Below are 15,259 nucleotides of genomic sequence, written 5' to 3'. Positions count from 1 at the left end.
TCAGCGTTCGCTGCCGGAGGTCTCTTCCACCCCTGGTGCCCGGGACGCATGAGGCGTCCGGGACCCACGGGCCGGCGCCCCGGGATCTGGCCTGATCCGTATTGACGGGTACGCCGCACAGACAGGGAGTACTCCCCTCCGTACGGACGACAGTACCCAATCACCAAGAAATGGTAAAGAGTTCTGCAAATAAAGTTCAAAACCCCAGGTCGGAGGTGGTCACCGATTCCATGAACGACGGGCCGCCGCGACCTGGTCGAGCACCTGCCGGAGCACCTGGGCGCCGGGCGGCACGAGCGAGGGCTCGTACGTCCAGGCATGGCCGACCCACGGGTCGGCGAGATGGTCGTCGGCCACCGGGGTCAGTCGCAGCAGCGAGCGCCACAGCGGGTCGAGCAGCGGCCCGTACCCGGCGGACTCCTCGCGGTCGGCGACCATCATCAGGTGGACGCCGACGGCCTGCCCCTCGTCGGCGAGGTAGCGCAACTGGTTCACCGCCCGGTCGTCGAAGCCGTGCGGGAAGTCATTGACGATCAAAAGCTGTTGGGAGGTGTCGAGGCCGGGCGGGAGCGCGTCGGGAGCGCCTCCGCGCAACGCCATCTGCACCAGGTCGACGCGCTGGGTGAGACGGCCGAGTACGTCCGCCACCCCCGCGGCGCCCAGGGCGGGCGGCGCGGCGAGTACCCCGGTCTGCACCAGGGGTGCCAGAGCCCGCGCCCCCGATCCGGCCGGATCGATGACATGCACGGTGAACTCGCCCGCCGGATAGACGGCCAGCAGCCGGGCCGCGTGCGAGACCGCCGCCTCCAGGCCCAGGTGCCGCGCCTCGTGGGAGTCGGTGAACGAACCGTCGCGCGAGGCGGAACGCCCGCTGTCGATCCACAGACCGCGCTCCAGCGGCAGCCGGACCAGCATCGGGATGCGTATGCGCTCCGCTCCGGGCAGCCGGAGATCCCCCAGCCGCACGGCCATCGGGATCTCCATGGGGACGCGGTAGGCGTGCCAGACCGGGCTGTCCCAGCGCGCGTAGGCCGCCGGCAGGGCGGGCTCGACGACCTCGGCCTCGGCGACGAGCTGCGCCACGTCCCGGTCCAGGACCTCCTTCGCCTGGGACACCAGCACGCCGTGCCGGGCGCGCGCCGCCTCCCGTGCGGCGTCGCCCTGCCCGCCGATCCGGCTGCGCGGGTCGGAGAGGACCTGGTCGAGTTCCTTCTCCATGCGCGAGTCGGCGAAGTCGACGGCACTGCGGTACGCGGCCATGGTGCGGGCCAGGTCCTCGAACATGCCCCACACCTGGTTGTAGAGCCGCTCCTCCATGGACCAGCCGGTGGCGTCACCCGCGACCGGCCGGGCGGGTCCGCCGGAGTCGGCGGGGGGCGCGGGCGGCGGGGGCGCGGGCGGGGCCGTGTTCCGCCGGCGCGGGTGGCTGTAGTCGATCGGGCCGCCTCCGGCCGGGGCGGGCGCCCGGCCCGCGGTGGCGGGGTCTGCCGGTCCGCCCGGGTACGGCTGCTGCGTCCCGTGCCGCCCCGGAACATCCGGCGCCTGCGCTCCCGGCGCGTCCTGGTGAGCGGCGTACGGGGACGTCGGCGGTACGGGGCCGGGGGCGCCCTGGGACGCGGTGCCGGGGGCGAGGTCGTGGTGGGGGCCGTGCGCCGGGGCGGTGGCCTGCCGGGAGCGGTCGCCGTCCCCCGCGCGCGCGGGAGCCTGCACGGAACGGGCCTGCCCGCTCGCCACCGCCTCGTGGATGCTCCCGGCGAGCTGCCGGGCCCGGGGAAGCTTCTGGTCGGCGAGAAGCTCGGCGAGGCCGCCCGCGTAGCCCTGGCCGACGGCGCGCACCTTCCAGGCGCCCTGTCGCCGGTACAGCTCCAGGGCGACGACGGCGGACTCGGCCTCCAGACCGGTGATGGTGTAGCTGGCGACCTCGCCGCCGTCGAGGTCCGTGACGGCGACGAAGGGTGCGGCGACGGCCCCGAAACGGGCCGGGCCCTGCCCGCCGGCGGGCAGAGCCAGCAGCACACTGACGCGGTGCACGGCGTCCGGCACGGCGTCCAGGTCCACCGCGAGGCGGTGGTCGGCGGCGGCCTGCCGGGGGACCTCCAGACCCGGAAGGACGGGTGTGCCCGGGTGGGCCACCCACTCGGCGCCGTGAATCGTGCCGTTCTCGTCGCCGAGCGTTGCTCCGGCCACGATCGGCGTGCCGGCCGAGACCCGGATCTCGAGACGGGTCCGCGCAAGCGGGTGGTTCTGTCCCCGCGTCAGCTCGGCCGCCATCGCACTTCCCCCTGATGTCACTCGTGCGTCACTCGTGATGTGTCGTGCGGCGGCCCGCCCGTCCTGCTCACCGGTGCGGCCGGTTCGGGCCTGTCTGCTACAGGACCGGCAGGATCGTCGGCATCAGGTCCTGGAAGGTGCGGCCGTTGGCCGGGGTGCCGATGGCGGTCATCGACCAGCCCTGGCCCACCCGGTGCACCTTGGCCATGATCTGGGCCGTGAAGGCGCCGCCGCCCGCCAGCGTGTAGCGGGCGAGTTCCTGGCCGTTGGTCTCGTCGACCAGGCGGCAGAACGCGTTCTGCACCTCCTGGAAGGTCTGGCCCGTGAAGGAGTTCACGGTGAAGACGATCTGGTCGACGTGGACCGGGACGCGTTGCAGGTCGACGAGGATCGACTCGTCGTCGCCGCCCTGGCCGGCCCCGCCGACGAGGTTGTCCCCCGTGTGGCGCACCGAACCGTCGTCACTCACCAGGTGGCGGAAGAAGACGACGTCGACCGGCTGCTTGTCCGCGAAAAGCACCGCGGAGGCGTCCAGGTCGATCTCCCGGGTGCGGGAGCCGAACAGACCCCGCCGGGGGGCCGCCTGCCAGCCGAGACCCATGCGCACCGATGTCAGGCTGCCGCCGTCGTTCTTCTGCAGACTGATGGCCTGGCCCTTGGTCATGTTCACGGTCACGCGCTGATCCCCTCTCGAACGGTCCCCTGTTGCCGCGCTCCCCGCGGTTGACCAGAACCCTACGCAGGGGCACTGACAGTGCCCCACCCCGGTCCACGCTTTGTGTCGGTCTTGCAACACAGCGCGTGTCCCCCACGGGCCGTCAGGCCAGGCCCGCCTCCTTCATCTGACGCAGCTCCTTCTTCATCTCGGAGACCTCGTCGCGCAGCCGGGCCGCGATCTCGAACTGGAGGTCCGCGGCGGCCGCCCGCATGCGGTTGGTGAGATCCTCGATCTGCCCGGCGAGTTCGGCCGCGGGACGGTCGGTCGGCACCGTCTCCCTGACCTTGCCCTTGCTCTTGCCCTTGGCCGTCTTGGCGCCGGCCGTGGCCTGGCCGCCGAGGGCGGGCACGGGGGCCTTGGCGCCCTTGCCGTCCTTCACCTGGCGGTAGCCCGAGCCGAGGAGCTGCTCGGTGTCGATGTCCTCGCGGGCGATCTGCGCGACGATGTCGTTGATCTTCTTGCGGAGCGGCTGCGGGTCGATGCCGTTCGCCTTGTTGAACGCGACCTGCTTCTCGCGGCGGCGGTTGGTCTCGTCGATGGCCCTCTCCATCGCCGGCGTGATCTTGTCGGCGTACATGTGGACCTGGCCGGAGACATTGCGCGCGGCGCGGCCGATGGTCTGGATCAGCGAGGTGCCGGAGCGCAGGAAGCCCTCCTTGTCGGCGTCGAGGATCGCCACCAGGGAGACCTCGGGCAGGTCGAGGCCCTCTCGCAGCAGGTTGATGCCGACCAGGACGTCGTACTCACCGGCGCGCAGCTCGCGCAGCAGCTCGACGCGGCGCAGTGTGTCGACGTCGCTGTGCAGGTAGCGGACCTGGATGCCGAGTTCCAGGAAGTAGTCGGTGAGGTCCTCGGCCATCTTCTTGGTGAGCGTGGTGACCAGGACGCGCTCGTCCTTCTCGGTCCGCTTGCGGATCTCGTGCACCAGGTCGTCGATCTGGCCCTCGGTGGGCTTGACGACGACCTCCGGGTCGACGAGGCCGGTGGGGCGGATGATCTGCTCGACGGCGCCGTCCGAGCGGGAGAGTTCGTAGGTGCCCGGGGTCGCGGACAGGTACACGGTCTGCCCGATGCGTTCCTGGAACTCCTCCCACTTCAGCGGGCGGTTGTCGAGCGCGGAGGGCAGCCGGAAGCCGTGGTCGACCAGGGTGCGCTTGCGGGAGGCGTCGCCCTCGTACATGGCGCCGATCTGTGGCACGGTGACGTGCGACTCGTCGATGACGAGCAGGAAGTCGTCCGGGAAGTAGTCCAGGAGGGTGTTCGGCGGGGAGCCGGGCAGGCGGCCGTCGAAATGCATCGAGTAGTTCTCGACCCCGGAGCAGGAACCGATCTGGCGGAGCATCTCCAGGTCGTACGTCGTACGCATCCGCAGCCGCTGGGCCTCCAGGAGCTTGCCCTGCTTCTCCAGCTCCGTCAGGCGCTCCGCCAGCTCCTTCTCGATGTCGTTGACCGCCCGCTCCAGGCGCTCGGGGCCCGCGACGTAGTGGGAGGCCGGGAAGACGTAGAGCTGCTGGTCGTCGCTGATGATCTCGCCGGTGACCGGGTGGAGCGTGGACAGGGCCTCGATCTCGTCGCCGAACATCTCGATGCGGACGGCCAGCTCCTCGTAGACCGGGAAGATCTCGATGGTGTCGCCGCGCACCCGGAAGGTGCCGCGGGCGAAGGCCATGTCGTTGCGCGTGTACTGGATGTCGACGAAGCGGCGCAGCAGCTCGTCCCGGTCGTGTTCGTCGCCGACCCGGAGCGGGACCATGCGGTCCACGTACTCCTGCGGGGTGCCGAGGCCGTAGATGCAGGAGACGGAGGCGACCACGACGACGTCACGGCGGGTGAGCAGTGAGTTGGTCGCGGAGTGGCGCAGCCGCTCCACCTCCTCGTTGATCGAGGAGTCCTTCTCGATGTAGGTGTCCGACTGGGGGACGTAGGCCTCGGGCTGGTAGTAGTCGTAGTACGAGACGAAGTACTCGACGGCGTTGTTCGGCAGAAGCTCTCGGAACTCGTTCGCCAGCTGGGCGGCCAGGGTCTTGTTCGGCGCCATCACGAGGGTGGGGCGCTGGAGCTTCTCGATCATCCACGCGGTGGTGGCTGACTTGCCGGTGCCGGTCGCGCCGAGCAGGACAACGTCCTTCTCGCCTGCTTCGACACGCCGGGCCAGCTCGGCGATGGCCGCCGGCTGGTCGCCGCTCGGCTGGTAGGGGCTGACGACCTCGAAGGGCGCCACCGTGCGTTCGATCTGGGAAACGGGCCGCATGGGTTCCACCGTACGACCCCGCACTGACAACCGGCTCCGATCAGCGGTTCTGCGGGGTGCGGCGACGCCGGCGGACGAGGGCGCGGCGGATGTGGTGCGGGTGGTGCGGTGGACGGCGGACCGTGCGCGGGGTCCCGGTGTGGGCGGGGACGCCGGGCTTCCACTCGGCGGTGCCCGCGGTGGGCTTTCCCATGACCATCAGCGGGTCGAACGCGACGACGACGCCGGCGAGGAGGAGGAAGGCGAGGGGTCCGATCAGCATGGGGGCGAGCAGTTCGGAGGCGGGCGACCCGCCGGAGAAGTCGGACGTGCCTTCGAGGTGGACGTCGACGGCGGCCATGCCCGTGTAGTGCATGCCGGTGACGGCCAGTCCCATGACCAGGGCGGCGCCCACGCTCCACAGGAAACCCCGGACCTGTCCGGCAGCCCACAGTGCGGCGGTGGCGGCCCCCATGGCTATGAGTGCGGACGCGGTCACGGTGAGGGTGTTGTACGTCAGCTGCCCGTCCAGGTGCATGCCGGCCATACCCAGGTAGTGCATCGAGGCGATGCCCAGGCCGGTGATGGTCCCGCCGGTGAACAGGGCCGTCCCCCGGGCGCCCCGGTAGCCGACGATGAAGATCCCGATGCCCACCATGACCATGGCGACGGCCAGGCTCACGAAGGTCATCAGCCAGTCGTAGCGGATCGGCGTGTGCTCGATCGTGAACCCCGTCATCGCGATGAAGTGCATGGTCCATATGCCGGAGCCGATCGCCGTCGAGGCGAGGGCGAGCCACCCGGGGCGCCAGGAACGGGTGACCAGCATGGCCCTGGTGGTGCAGCGCAGTCCGAGGGCACCGCCGAGACAGGCCATGAAGTAGGCCACCAGCGGTGTGACGAACCCGTAGTCGAATCCGTCGATCATGTCTTGCATGTACGGCTGCCCTTCCGCCTGCCTGCACCACCCCGGTTGCACCCCGGATCTCCTGATGTGCGCCCCTCCCGGGACCGGGCGAACGGCCTCCCGGGACCGGGCGAACGGTCAGGGTCGAGTGCAGAGAGTATGGCTTCCACCGGAATGGTCGAACGATTCTCCGGCAAAGAATCACGGGCTCGCCCCAGTTGTGCCGCCCCGGTGAGCGGAGTTGAGCAACTCCATTCAGCCGGTGGCCATTCTGCACTCCCCTCCTGTTGACCCTCTGCTGTCACAGTGGTGCTGTCCGTGATCGCTCGACGCGAGGAGTAAGCATGCACGTGCGCGCAGTTGCCGTCACGACCACCGCGCTTCTGGGGGTCGCCCTGATGGCTCCCCTCTCGCACGCCCGCACCGCCCAGGCCGCCGACGCCGAAGCCGACGGGCCCACGATCGTCGCCCACAGGGGCGCCTCCGGGTATGCGCCGGAGAACACACTGGCCGCCGTCGACAAGGCGGCCGGGCTGGGAATCCGCTGGGTGGAGAACAACGTCCAGCGCACCAAGGACGGCGAACTCGTCGTCCTCCACGACGACAGCCTGCAGCGTACGACCGACGTGGAGGAGGTCTTCCCCGACCGCTCGCCCTGGAAGGTGAAGGACTTCACGGCCGCGGAGATCGCGCGTCTGGACGCGGGGAGCTGGTTCGGGTCCGCGTACGCGGGCGCGCGCGTGCCGACGCTCAAACAGTACGTGAACCGCGTCGAGCGCAATCAACAGAAGCTGCTCCTGGAGCTGAAGAGCCCCGAGCTGTACCCGGGCATCGAGCAGCAGACCCTCAAGGTCCTCGCCAACGAGGGCTGGCTCGACCGGCAGCATGTGGCCGACCGGCTCGTGGTGCAGAGTTTCGACGCGGACAGCATCAGGACCGTCCACGACCTCAAGCCGGCCGTCAAGACCGGGGTGCTCGGCACGCCGCCCGTGTCGGACCTGCCTGGATACGCGGAGTTCACCGACCAGATCAACCCCTCGCACGGCACCCTCTCGACGAGCTACGTGTCCTCGGTCCACGCGTTCACGGGGCCGCACGGCAGGCCGCTGGAGGTCTTCGCCTGGACGGTCGACGACGCCGACACCGTCCGGCGGGTCACCGACTACGGCGTCGACGGCATCATCAGCAACAAGCCCGACGTGGTGCGGGACACCTTGAGCTGAGCGGGGGCGCGGGCCGACTCCGACCTTGTCACGCCCGGGGCGGTGGACGGTCGCGTCCGCCGCCGTCCCGGGCGTTGTCAGTGGCCGGCCGTACCGTGGGCGCATGGACAGCCCTGGGCAGTACGAACAGCGGGTCGTGTGGAGCGTCGTCGGCAGCGACATCGGTCCGCTGCTGCTGGCCACGACCCGTGACGGTCTGGTCAACGTCGTGTTCCACGCCACCGGACCGGCGCGCGACCGGGCGCTCGAACGGCTCGCGGCCCGGCTGGGCACCGAGCCCGTAGAGGAGCCCGGCTCGCCGTTGCTGGCCGAGGCGATACGCCAGGTGGAGGCGTACTTCGCGGGGCGGCGGCGGGGCTTCGACCTGCCGCTGGACTGGTCGCTGATCTCGGGCTTCAACCGCGAGGTGCTGCGCGAGCTGGCCTCCGGCGTCCCCTACGGCTCGGTCGTCGGCTACGGCGACCTCGCCGGCCGGGTGGGGCAGCCGGGCGCCGCCCAGGCGGTGGGCACGGCCATGGGGGCCAATCCGCTGCCGGTCGTCGTGCCGTGCCACCGGGTCGTCGAGAGCGACGGCGGCATCGGCGGGTTCGGGGGCGGCGTGGAGACCAAGCGGCAGTTGCTCGCCCTGGAGGGCGTGCTGCCCGAGCCGCTCTTCTAGGGGGCGGCTCTCGGTCCCGGCGGCGTACTCGGTGATCCGCAGGGGTTTGGCCCGGTCCCCCGCCCGCCAGGGATGAGGGTGACCGGAGCTGCGGGAGAGCCGTCGGACAGGAGGCAGGCGCGTGATGCTGGTGGTGTCGGAAGAGGTACGGACGGCGATCGACGAGCGTCGCCCCGTGGTGGCCCTGGAGTCCACGATCATCGCGCACGGGCTGCCGCGCCCGCGCAATCTGCTGGTGGCACGGGAGCTGGAAGAGGCGGTACGTCGGGAGGGCGCCGTTCCGGCGACGATCGCCGTGCTGGACGGCCGGCCCCGGGTCGGCCTGGACAAGGAACAGCTGGAACGGGTCGCGAACGAGGACGGCATCCGCAAGCTGGGGCACCGGGACCTGCCGCTCGCGGTGGCCACCGGCGCGAGCGGCGCGACCACCGTGTCGGCGACCGCCCTGCTGGCGGCCCGAGCGGGCATACGGGTCTTCGCCACCGGCGGACTCGGCGGCGTGCACCGGCAGTGGACGGTGACGCAGGACGAGTCGGCCGATCTGGGCCTGCTGGCCCGCACCCGGATCACGGTGGTCTGCGCGGGGGTGAAGTCCATCCTGGACGTGCCGGCGACCCTGCAACGGCTGGAGACGCTGGGAGTCGCGGTGGCCGGCTACCGGACGGACCGCTTCCCCGGCTTCTACCTGTCCGACTCGGGGTATCCGGTGGACTGGACGCTGGACACTCCGGAGCAGGTGGCGGCGGTCATGCGGGCGCAGGACGCGCTCGACGGGCCGCGGTCCGCGCTCGTGCTCGCGAACCCCGTCCCCGAGGAGGAGCAGCTCGATCCGGCGCTGCACGCGCGTGTGCTGGCCGACGCGCTGCACGCCTGCGAGGCGGCCGGGATCACGGGCCAGGCGGTCACGCCCTTCCTCCTCGGCCATCTGGTGCGCCACACCGACGGCGCCTCGCTGAGCGCCAACCTGGCGGCGGTGCGCGGGAACGTGCGCCTGGCGGCACGTGTCGCGGCGGCCTGGACCGGGGCATGACCGTCCGGGCGGGCGGTGCGCTGCTGGTCGTCGGGGACGTCGTCACGGACGTTGTCGCCCGGCACCGGGGGCCGCTGGCCGCCGGCACGGACACGGCCGCCTCGATCCGACGCCTGCCCGGCGGCGCGGGCGCGAACGTGGCCTGCTGGGCCGCGTACGCGGGATACGGGGACGTACGGCTGCTGGGGCGGGTCGGCGCCGACGCGGCGGCCTGGCACGAGCGGGAGCTGACGGCCCGTGGTGTGCGCCCGCTCCTCGTCGTCGACGCCGCGGCACCGACGGGGACGGTGATCTGCCTGGTCGACACGGGCGACTCGGCCGAGCGGACGTTTCTGACGGACAGCGGGGCGTCGTTGCGGATCGGACCGGGCGACTGGTCGGACTCGCTGCTCGACGGCGTCGCCCGGCTGCATCTCTCCGGCTATCTCCTCTTCTCGCGGAGCCGGGCCGCGCTCTGGTCGCGGTCGCCCTGGCCGCCGCCCGCGCGCGTGGGGTGCCGGTCAGCCTGGACCCGGCGTCGGCGGGGTTCCTCGGCGAGCTGGGCGTCGGCCGTTTCCTGGGCCTGGTCGAGGGCGTGGACGTCCTGCTGCCCAGCCGTGACGAGGCGTGCCTGCTCACCGGGCTGCCCGACGCGGTGGACGCGGCGGCGAAGCTGAGCCGGCACGTCCCGCTGGTGATCGCCAAGCAGGGCGCACAGGGGGCCTTGGTGGCCCGTTCCGGCACCGTGTGCGCGTGTGTTCCCGCCGCCTCGGTCGCGTCGCCGCGGGACAGTACGGGCGCCGGTGATGCCTTCACCGGCGCGTTCCTCGCCGCGCTGCTCACGGGCGCGGGGCCCGAGGAGGCGGCGGCCGCGGGGTGCCGGGCGGGGGCCAGGGCGGTCGAAGAGGTGGGCGGCAGGCCGCCCCGGGCGGACGGCTGACGGACGGTCGAGGAGGCGTCTGCCCGCATTGCGTCCCCCAGTTGCGCCTTGCGTCCCTGGGTTATGCCTTGCGTCCCCAGGCCGAGATCATCGGAGCCGTCGCGAGGTCCATGCCGCCGGAGGCGATGTTCGCCAGGTGGCGCTCGATGTCCTCGTGGGTGGCCACCCCGGCTCCGACCAGCTGGTCGCGGACCTGACGGACCGTCGCGGACTCCAGAGCGGCGCACGCGGGCGAGGTGACCGGGAAGTAGGCATCGGCCTCCACGCGGCTCAGCCCGGCCTCCCGGAGCAGCCGCGGGAGTCGGCGTCCGTAGGAGAGGTCGGCGCCGCGACGGGACAGCAGTTGGCGGAAGCCGTGCCGCAGCCGGTTCGCCAGTTGCTGCTCGGGACCGTGCTCGTCGGGGCAGACGAGGGGTTGCAGCGCGGGATCGGCGTCCTCGACCAGGAGGCGTCCGCCCGGCCGCAGGGCCTTGATCATCGATCGCAACGCCTGTTCCCGGTCCGGGACATGGACGAGGACGAGCCGGGCGTGGACCAGGTCGAAGCCCTCCGCCGGCGGTTCCTCCGCACCCACGTCGTGCACGCGCACCTCGATGGGATGCCGGGCGGCCGGAGCGACCCGCGAGGTGTCGATGTCCGTCGCGAGGACCCTGCCGGTCGGCCCCACCCGCTTGGCCAGCCACGACACCACGGAGGTGCCTCCGGCCCCGACCTCCCAGCAGCGCCAGCCGGGTCCGACGCCGAGTGCCCCGAGGTGCCGGAACGTCGTGGGGTCGAAGAGAGTGGCGAAGGCGTCGAAGCGCTCCGCCGCCTCACCCCGCTGGTTGTCGAGGAGGTATCCGTCGGTTCGCGTCATGCCGCGATCATCCCAGTTGTCCGGCATGCCCGAAGAGGGCGACGGACCGTCCGCAGCCGGGAACAGGGCTGTCCACAGTCGGGAACAAAGCGGAATGTTCCGTTTCCACAGGCTTGCACACGATTCGCGCCGACCTGGCAGAGTGACGAGCGAAGAACCGGTCACACGCTCACGACGCGTCAGCCGTTCCACGCGGGATGCCGTGGATCGTCGGCGCGCACCAGGACATCGGCGGTGCGGGAGGGGTCGGTCTCCTCGTCGTAGCGCTCGAAGGCGGGCAGGGTCCAGTGCTCGGCCTCGGGGGTGCGGCGGCGCAGTGCACCGGGGGTGAGGACGAGATGGACGCTCAGATCGAGGGGGAACCAGTGACGCAGCAGGAAGGGACCGTGCAGCAGCAGTACACCGCCGGGAGGAAGCCGGGCATAAGGGCTGCGGGTCGCGCGGTCGGCGACCGGGTCCCACAGGTCGGGCAGGACCCGTCCGTCGCCGTCGGGTCCGAGGGGGTCGAAGACCTCGCGCCACAGGGCGCCGGTGTCGTACCAGCCGTTGTAGTAGGACTCGACGTTCCTGACGCCCGTACTCCAGACGGACCGAGGCGGGACGCAGGAAGCCCTCCGTTCCGACGACGAGAGAGGGGCGGCCCCGGACACGCAGTGCCTCGGAGACCCGCTCGGCGAGATCGCCGGGCCGGGCGGCCGGGGCACCGTCGAGGGCGACGCGGGGCCGGGTGCCCCCGTCGGCGGGCTCCAGGTCGAGCAGGCGCTCGGCGAGGCGGTCGCCGAGCCGGTCCCAGGTGATCGCTTCCAGTGGCACCCGCCCATGATGCGCCAGTCGCCGTTCCGCCCGCCGGGACCCTCGCGCGTGCGCCCGCTCCGGTCGGCCGTGGTCACCGTGTCCGGGAAGAGGTTGACTCGGGGCGGTGGGTGGCCGACGGTGCCGAGTGGGCGACCGCGCGACGGATGGGGGTGGGCACGGCATGATCGACGGACCGTACTTCGTGCTGACGGTGCTGGGGGTGCTCGGGACCGGTCTGGCGGCCGGCGTCTTCTGCGCGTTCTCGACCTTCGTCATGCGGGGGCTCGCGGCGCTGCCGCCCGCCCAGGGAGTGGCCGCGATGAACGCGATCAACACGGCCGCGGTACGGCCGGCCTTCATGGTCGTGTTCCTCGGGACGGCTGTGCTGGCCGCGGTGATCGCCGTGGTGACGTTCGTGCTGTGGCCGCAGGGGGCCGCGGTGGAGCTGCTGCTGGGCAGCGCGCTCTACCTGGTCGGGTCGTTCGGGGTGACCGTGGCCGCCAACGTGCCGCGCAACGCCGCGCTGCTCCGGCTGGTGCCGGGCTCCGCGGAGGCGGCGAGCCACTGGCCCTCCTACGTGCGCGAGTGGACGGCCTGGAACCACGTCCGTACGGCCTCCTCGGCCGCGGCGGCGGTGGCGTACGTGCTCGCCCTCACCTGAGAGTCGGGACGCCGCCGCCACGGCCCGGCTCCGGGGGCGACGGACGGTTGGACGCCCTGCGCGCGGGGTGGGCCGGACGTATCGTGGGTGGGGAGAGTGCCGCCCGACGACGCACGGCCAGCCATCCCGCAGGCAAGGAAGACGGCCATGGCCGATCCCAAGGGTTTTCTGACGACACCCCGCGAGGAGTGGCCCCGCAGGCCCATCGAGGAGCGGGCCCGGGACTGGGACGAGGTGTACGTGCCGGGTGGGCTGCTGCCGATCATCGACCGGCAGGCCGACCGCTGCATGGACTGCGGCGTCCCCTTCTGCCACGAGGCCTGTCCGCTCGGCAATCTGATCCCGGAGTGGAACGACCTGGTCTCCCGGTCGGACTGGCGGGCGGCGAGCGAGCGACTGCACGCCACGAACAACTTCCCCGAGTTCACCGGCCGGTTGTGCCCGGCGCCCTGCGAGGCGGGCTGTGTGCTGGCCATCAACCAGCCGGCCGTCACCATCAAGAACGTCGAGTGCGCGATCGCCGACAGGGCCTGGGAGGAGGGCTTCACCCCGCCGCGCCCGCCGGACCGGCTGTCCGGGAGGACGGTGGCGGTGGTCGGTTCGGGACCCACCGGCCTCGCGGCGGCGCAGCAGCTGAGCCGGGCCGGGCACACGGTCGCCGTGTACGAGCGGGACGACCGGATCGGCGGGCTGATGCGATACGGCATCCCCGAGTTCAAGATGGAGAAGCGGCACCTGGAACGGCGCATCGAGCAGATGCGGGCGGAGGGGACGAAGTTCCGTACCTCGACGGCCGTCGGGCGGGACGTGGCCGCCGCCGACTTGCGGGCGCGCTACGACGCGGTGGTGATCGCCACCGGGGCGACCGTGTGGCGCGATCCGGCCCTGCCCGGCCGGGAGCTGGCCGGGGTCCATCAGGCGATGGAGTACCTGCCGCTGGCCAACCGGGTCTGCGAGGGCGACCTGGAGCGCTCCCCGCTGTCCGCCGCCGGGAAGCACGTCGTCATCGTCGGTGGTGGCGACACCGGCGCGGACTGTCTCGGCACGGCGGTGCGGGAGCGGGCCGCGTCCGTGACCCAGCTGGACATCTACGCGCAGCCGGGCGCGGAACGCGACGAGACGGCGGAGCCCTGGCCGACGTATCCGCGGCTGTACCGGCTGTCGGCCGCGCACGAGGAGGCACGCGACCTCGGGGCCGCGCCGGCGGCGGACGCGGACGCGCGGCTGTTCGCGGCGTCCACGCTCCGCTTCACCGGTGACGCGGAGGGGCATGTGCGGTGGCTGCACCTGGTCGGTGTGGACGCGGGGCGCCGGCCGCTGCCCGGCACCGAGCGGTCGCTCCCCGCGGACCTGGTCCTTCTCGCCCTCGGCTTCTCGGGGCCCGACCGGGAGGACGGGCTCGTCGACGGGCTGGGGCTGGACATGGCACCCGCGGGCACGATCGCCCGGGACCGGGACTTCGCGACCAACGTCCCGGGGGTGTTCGCCGCGGGGGACGCGGCGCGCGGGCAGTCGCTCATCGTGTGGGCGATCGCGGAGGGGCGTTCGGTGGCCGCGGCCGTCGACCGCCACCTGTCCGGCGGCAGCACACGGCTGCCGGCACCGGTCGGTCCGTACGACCGGCCGATGACGACCTGAGCGCGGCCACCACCCTCCGGCGCTCTCCCTTCCCACGACCTACGGCATACGACTTGCGGCTACGGGCCACCGCCCGCTAGCGCCCCGCTCCCAGGTGTTCGGTTCTCGTCGCGATGGATGGTCAACTCAGTGGCAAACAGCTTAAAAACAACAATCAACAGGGTGCATGGCTCAGGACAGCAGGAAGTCCGCCTCTCCCGCCTTCGCTCCTTCGATGAAGGCCGTCATCTCGGCCGAGGTGTAGATCAGGGCCGGTCCGTCGGGGTCGGTGGACTGCCGGACGGCGATCCGGCCGTCGGCGAGCTTCATCGCCTCCAGGCAGTTGCCTCCGTTCCCGCCGCTCCACGGCTTGTGCCAGCCCTCGCTGCCCAGCTCTCGGGCGGGCATGCCGTTGTAGATCCGCTCACGGCGGTTCCACGGCGAGCGCTGGGGTTTGATGAGGTTCATTCACAGCTCCTTGCGGAGATCCCGGAGGATCTCCTTCGTGCGATGTGCCGTGGCGGCCTGCGCCGCCATGCGGTCCATGACCTCGAGATGGGTCGCCACCTCGGCGCGCGCGTCGAGGTAGACGGCGCCGGTCAGGTACTCGCTGTAGACCATGTCCGGCAGTTCCGGCATGGCGAATCGGAACAGCACGAAGGGCCCGTACGTGCCGGGGTGCGGCCCCTCGGAGAACGGGGCGACCTGCAACGTGACATTGGGCAGCTTCATGGCTTCGAGCAGTCTGTCGATCTGCGCACGCATCACCTCCGGCCCGGCGACGGGGCGGCGCAGGGCGGTCTCGTCCATCACGGCCCACAGCCGGGGCGCGTCCTTGCGGGTGAGCAGTTCCTGGCGTCGCATGCGCAGGTCGACATGGCGTTCGATGTCGTCGGGCCGGGTCTGTCCGATGGCGCCCGAGAGGAGCACCCCACGCGCGTAGTCCTCGGTCTGGAGCAGCCCGGGGACGAAGTGGGGCTCGTAGGAACGGAGCAGCGCGGCCGCGCCCTCCAGGCTGACGTGCAGGGAGAACCAGCCCGGCAGGATGTCGTGGAAGCGCTGCCACCATCCGGGTTTGTTGGCGTCCTCGGCCAGCCGGACGAAGGCCTCGGCCTCCTCGTCGCCGACACCGTAGGCCTTCAGCAGGAGCTGGAGGTACGGGATCTTGAGGGCGACCTCGGCCATCTCCATCCGGCGGACCGTGGCGGGGGCGACGCGCAGGATGCGGGCGGCTTCCTCGCGTTTGAGACCCGCGCCTTCCCGCAGGTCCAGCAGGCGCCGGCCGAGAACGACCTGGCCGACCGTCGGCGCGGACCGCGGCTCGCTCACCGCCCACCTCCTGTCAAGAGTCCCGAAGAGTCCCTGTCCTTGTAC

General features: G+C 71.8%; 12 protein-coding genes and 2 pseudogenes. 6 read left to right on the top strand and 8 right to left on the bottom strand.

Features of this window, described 5'->3' with window-relative positions; translation table 11 throughout:
- Window positions 1-219 precede the first annotated feature (219 nt).
- The 4 genes from AC4IHM_RS25165 to AC4IHM_RS25150 all read right to left on the bottom strand — a co-directional run bounded on the left by AC4IHM_RS25165 (window position 220) and on the right by AC4IHM_RS25150 (window position 6,156).
- Entirely contained in the window at window positions 220-2,271 is a 2,052-nt protein-coding gene (locus AC4IHM_RS25165; RefSeq protein WP_490869274.1) for a TerD family protein, read from the bottom strand.
- A 97-nt stretch (window positions 2,272-2,368) separates the two neighbouring features.
- Entirely contained in the window at window positions 2,369-2,947 is a 579-nt protein-coding gene (locus AC4IHM_RS25160) for a TerD family protein (RefSeq protein WP_490869273.1), read from the bottom strand.
- Between the two features lie 142 nt (window positions 2,948-3,089).
- On the bottom strand, window positions 3,090-5,240 hold the full coding sequence (gene uvrB, locus AC4IHM_RS25155) for an excinuclease ABC subunit UvrB (RefSeq protein ID WP_490869272.1): 2,151 nt from the start codon (window positions 5,238-5,240) through the stop codon (window positions 3,090-3,092).
- Between the two features lie 40 nt (window positions 5,241-5,280).
- Complete coding sequence (locus AC4IHM_RS25150; RefSeq protein ID WP_490869271.1) at window positions 5,281-6,156, bottom strand: MHYT domain-containing protein; 876 nt, start codon at window positions 6,154-6,156, stop codon at window positions 5,281-5,283.
- 314 nt (window positions 6,157-6,470) lie between these two features.
- On the opposite strand from AC4IHM_RS25150, the gene AC4IHM_RS25145 reads away from it, so the two are divergent.
- The 4 genes and pseudogenes from AC4IHM_RS25145 to AC4IHM_RS25130 all read left to right on the top strand — a co-directional run bounded on the left by AC4IHM_RS25145 (window position 6,471) and on the right by AC4IHM_RS25130 (window position 9,956).
- Window positions 6,471-7,349 (top strand): glycerophosphodiester phosphodiesterase, encoded by an 879-nt coding sequence (locus AC4IHM_RS25145; RefSeq protein ID WP_490869270.1) that lies wholly within the window; start codon window positions 6,471-6,473, stop codon window positions 7,347-7,349.
- A gap of 103 nt (window positions 7,350-7,452) precedes the next feature.
- The gene (locus AC4IHM_RS25140; protein WP_490869269.1) at window positions 7,453-8,007 is read left to right on the top strand and encodes a methylated-DNA--[protein]-cysteine S-methyltransferase; all 555 of its coding nucleotides are present in this window, start codon (window positions 7,453-7,455) and stop codon (window positions 8,005-8,007) included.
- 121 nt (window positions 8,008-8,128) lie between these two features.
- Window positions 8,129-9,037, top strand: coding sequence for a pseudouridine-5'-phosphate glycosidase (locus tag AC4IHM_RS25135; RefSeq protein ID WP_490869268.1), 909 nt, complete (start codon window positions 8,129-8,131; stop codon window positions 9,035-9,037).
- A pseudogene (locus AC4IHM_RS25130) lies at window positions 9,034-9,956 on the top strand (carbohydrate kinase family protein). The gene AC4IHM_RS25135 and the pseudogene AC4IHM_RS25130 overlap by 4 nt, the downstream one beginning before the upstream one ends.
- Before the next feature lie 61 nt (window positions 9,957-10,017).
- On the opposite strand, the gene AC4IHM_RS25125 reads toward AC4IHM_RS25130, so the two are convergent.
- Together AC4IHM_RS25125 and AC4IHM_RS25120 are read right to left on the bottom strand one after the other, a co-directional pair.
- A complete protein-coding gene (locus AC4IHM_RS25125) occupies window positions 10,018-10,812 on the bottom strand; it encodes a class I SAM-dependent methyltransferase (protein WP_490869267.1) in 795 nt (264 codons plus the stop codon).
- A gap of 179 nt (window positions 10,813-10,991) precedes the next feature.
- A pseudogene (locus AC4IHM_RS25120) lies at window positions 10,992-11,625 on the bottom strand (nucleoside/nucleotide kinase family protein).
- Between the two features lie 163 nt (window positions 11,626-11,788).
- On the opposite strand from AC4IHM_RS25120, the gene AC4IHM_RS25115 reads away from it, so the two are divergent.
- Window positions 11,789-12,268, top strand: a complete 480-nt coding sequence (locus AC4IHM_RS25115) for an anthrone oxygenase family protein (protein WP_490869266.1) — start codon at window positions 11,789-11,791, stop codon at window positions 12,266-12,268.
- A gap of 147 nt (window positions 12,269-12,415) precedes the next feature.
- Window positions 12,416-13,906, top strand: coding sequence for a glutamate synthase subunit beta (locus AC4IHM_RS25110; protein WP_490869265.1), 1,491 nt, complete (start codon window positions 12,416-12,418; stop codon window positions 13,904-13,906).
- Between the two features lie 171 nt (window positions 13,907-14,077).
- Here AC4IHM_RS25110 and AC4IHM_RS25105 read toward each other — a convergent pair whose 3' ends face one another.
- The gene (locus AC4IHM_RS25105; protein WP_490869264.1) at window positions 14,078-14,353 is read right to left on the bottom strand and encodes a DUF397 domain-containing protein; all 276 of its coding nucleotides are present in this window, start codon (window positions 14,351-14,353) and stop codon (window positions 14,078-14,080) included.
- A complete protein-coding gene (locus AC4IHM_RS25100) occupies window positions 14,354-15,214 on the bottom strand; it encodes a Sco1979 family transcriptional regulator (RefSeq protein ID WP_490869263.1) in 861 nt (286 codons plus the stop codon).
- Window positions 15,215-15,259 lie beyond the last annotated feature (45 nt).

The organism is Streptomyces sp. SL06 (genome assembly GCF_058244745.1).
Note: the sequence above shows the minus strand (reverse complement) of the source record. Positions and strands in the feature narration are given on the sequence as shown.

Excerpts from the sequence above, each read along its gene's own strand:
- AC4IHM_RS25165 (WP_490869274.1), bottom strand. The coding sequence starts at position 2,271 with ATGGCGGCCGAGCTGACGCGGGGACAGAACCACCCGCTTGCGCGGACC.
- uvrB (WP_490869272.1), bottom strand. The coding sequence starts at position 5,240 with ATGCGGCCCGTTTCCCAGATCGAACGCACGGTGGCGCCCTTCGAGGTC.
- AC4IHM_RS25150 (WP_490869271.1), bottom strand. The coding sequence starts at position 6,156 with ATGCAAGACATGATCGACGGATTCGACTACGGGTTCGTCACACCGCTG.
- AC4IHM_RS25145 (WP_490869270.1), top strand. The coding sequence starts at position 6,471 with ATGCACGTGCGCGCAGTTGCCGTCACGACCACCGCGCTTCTGGGGGTC.
- AC4IHM_RS25140 (WP_490869269.1), top strand. The coding sequence starts at position 7,453 with ATGGACAGCCCTGGGCAGTACGAACAGCGGGTCGTGTGGAGCGTCGTC.
- AC4IHM_RS25125 (WP_490869267.1), bottom strand. The coding sequence starts at position 10,812 with ATGACGCGAACCGACGGATACCTCCTCGACAACCAGCGGGGTGAGGCG.
- AC4IHM_RS25115 (WP_490869266.1), top strand. The coding sequence starts at position 11,789 with ATGATCGACGGACCGTACTTCGTGCTGACGGTGCTGGGGGTGCTCGGG.
- AC4IHM_RS25110 (WP_490869265.1), top strand. The coding sequence starts at position 12,416 with ATGGCCGATCCCAAGGGTTTTCTGACGACACCCCGCGAGGAGTGGCCC.
- AC4IHM_RS25105 (WP_490869264.1), bottom strand. The coding sequence starts at position 14,353 with ATGAACCTCATCAAACCCCAGCGCTCGCCGTGGAACCGCCGTGAGCGG.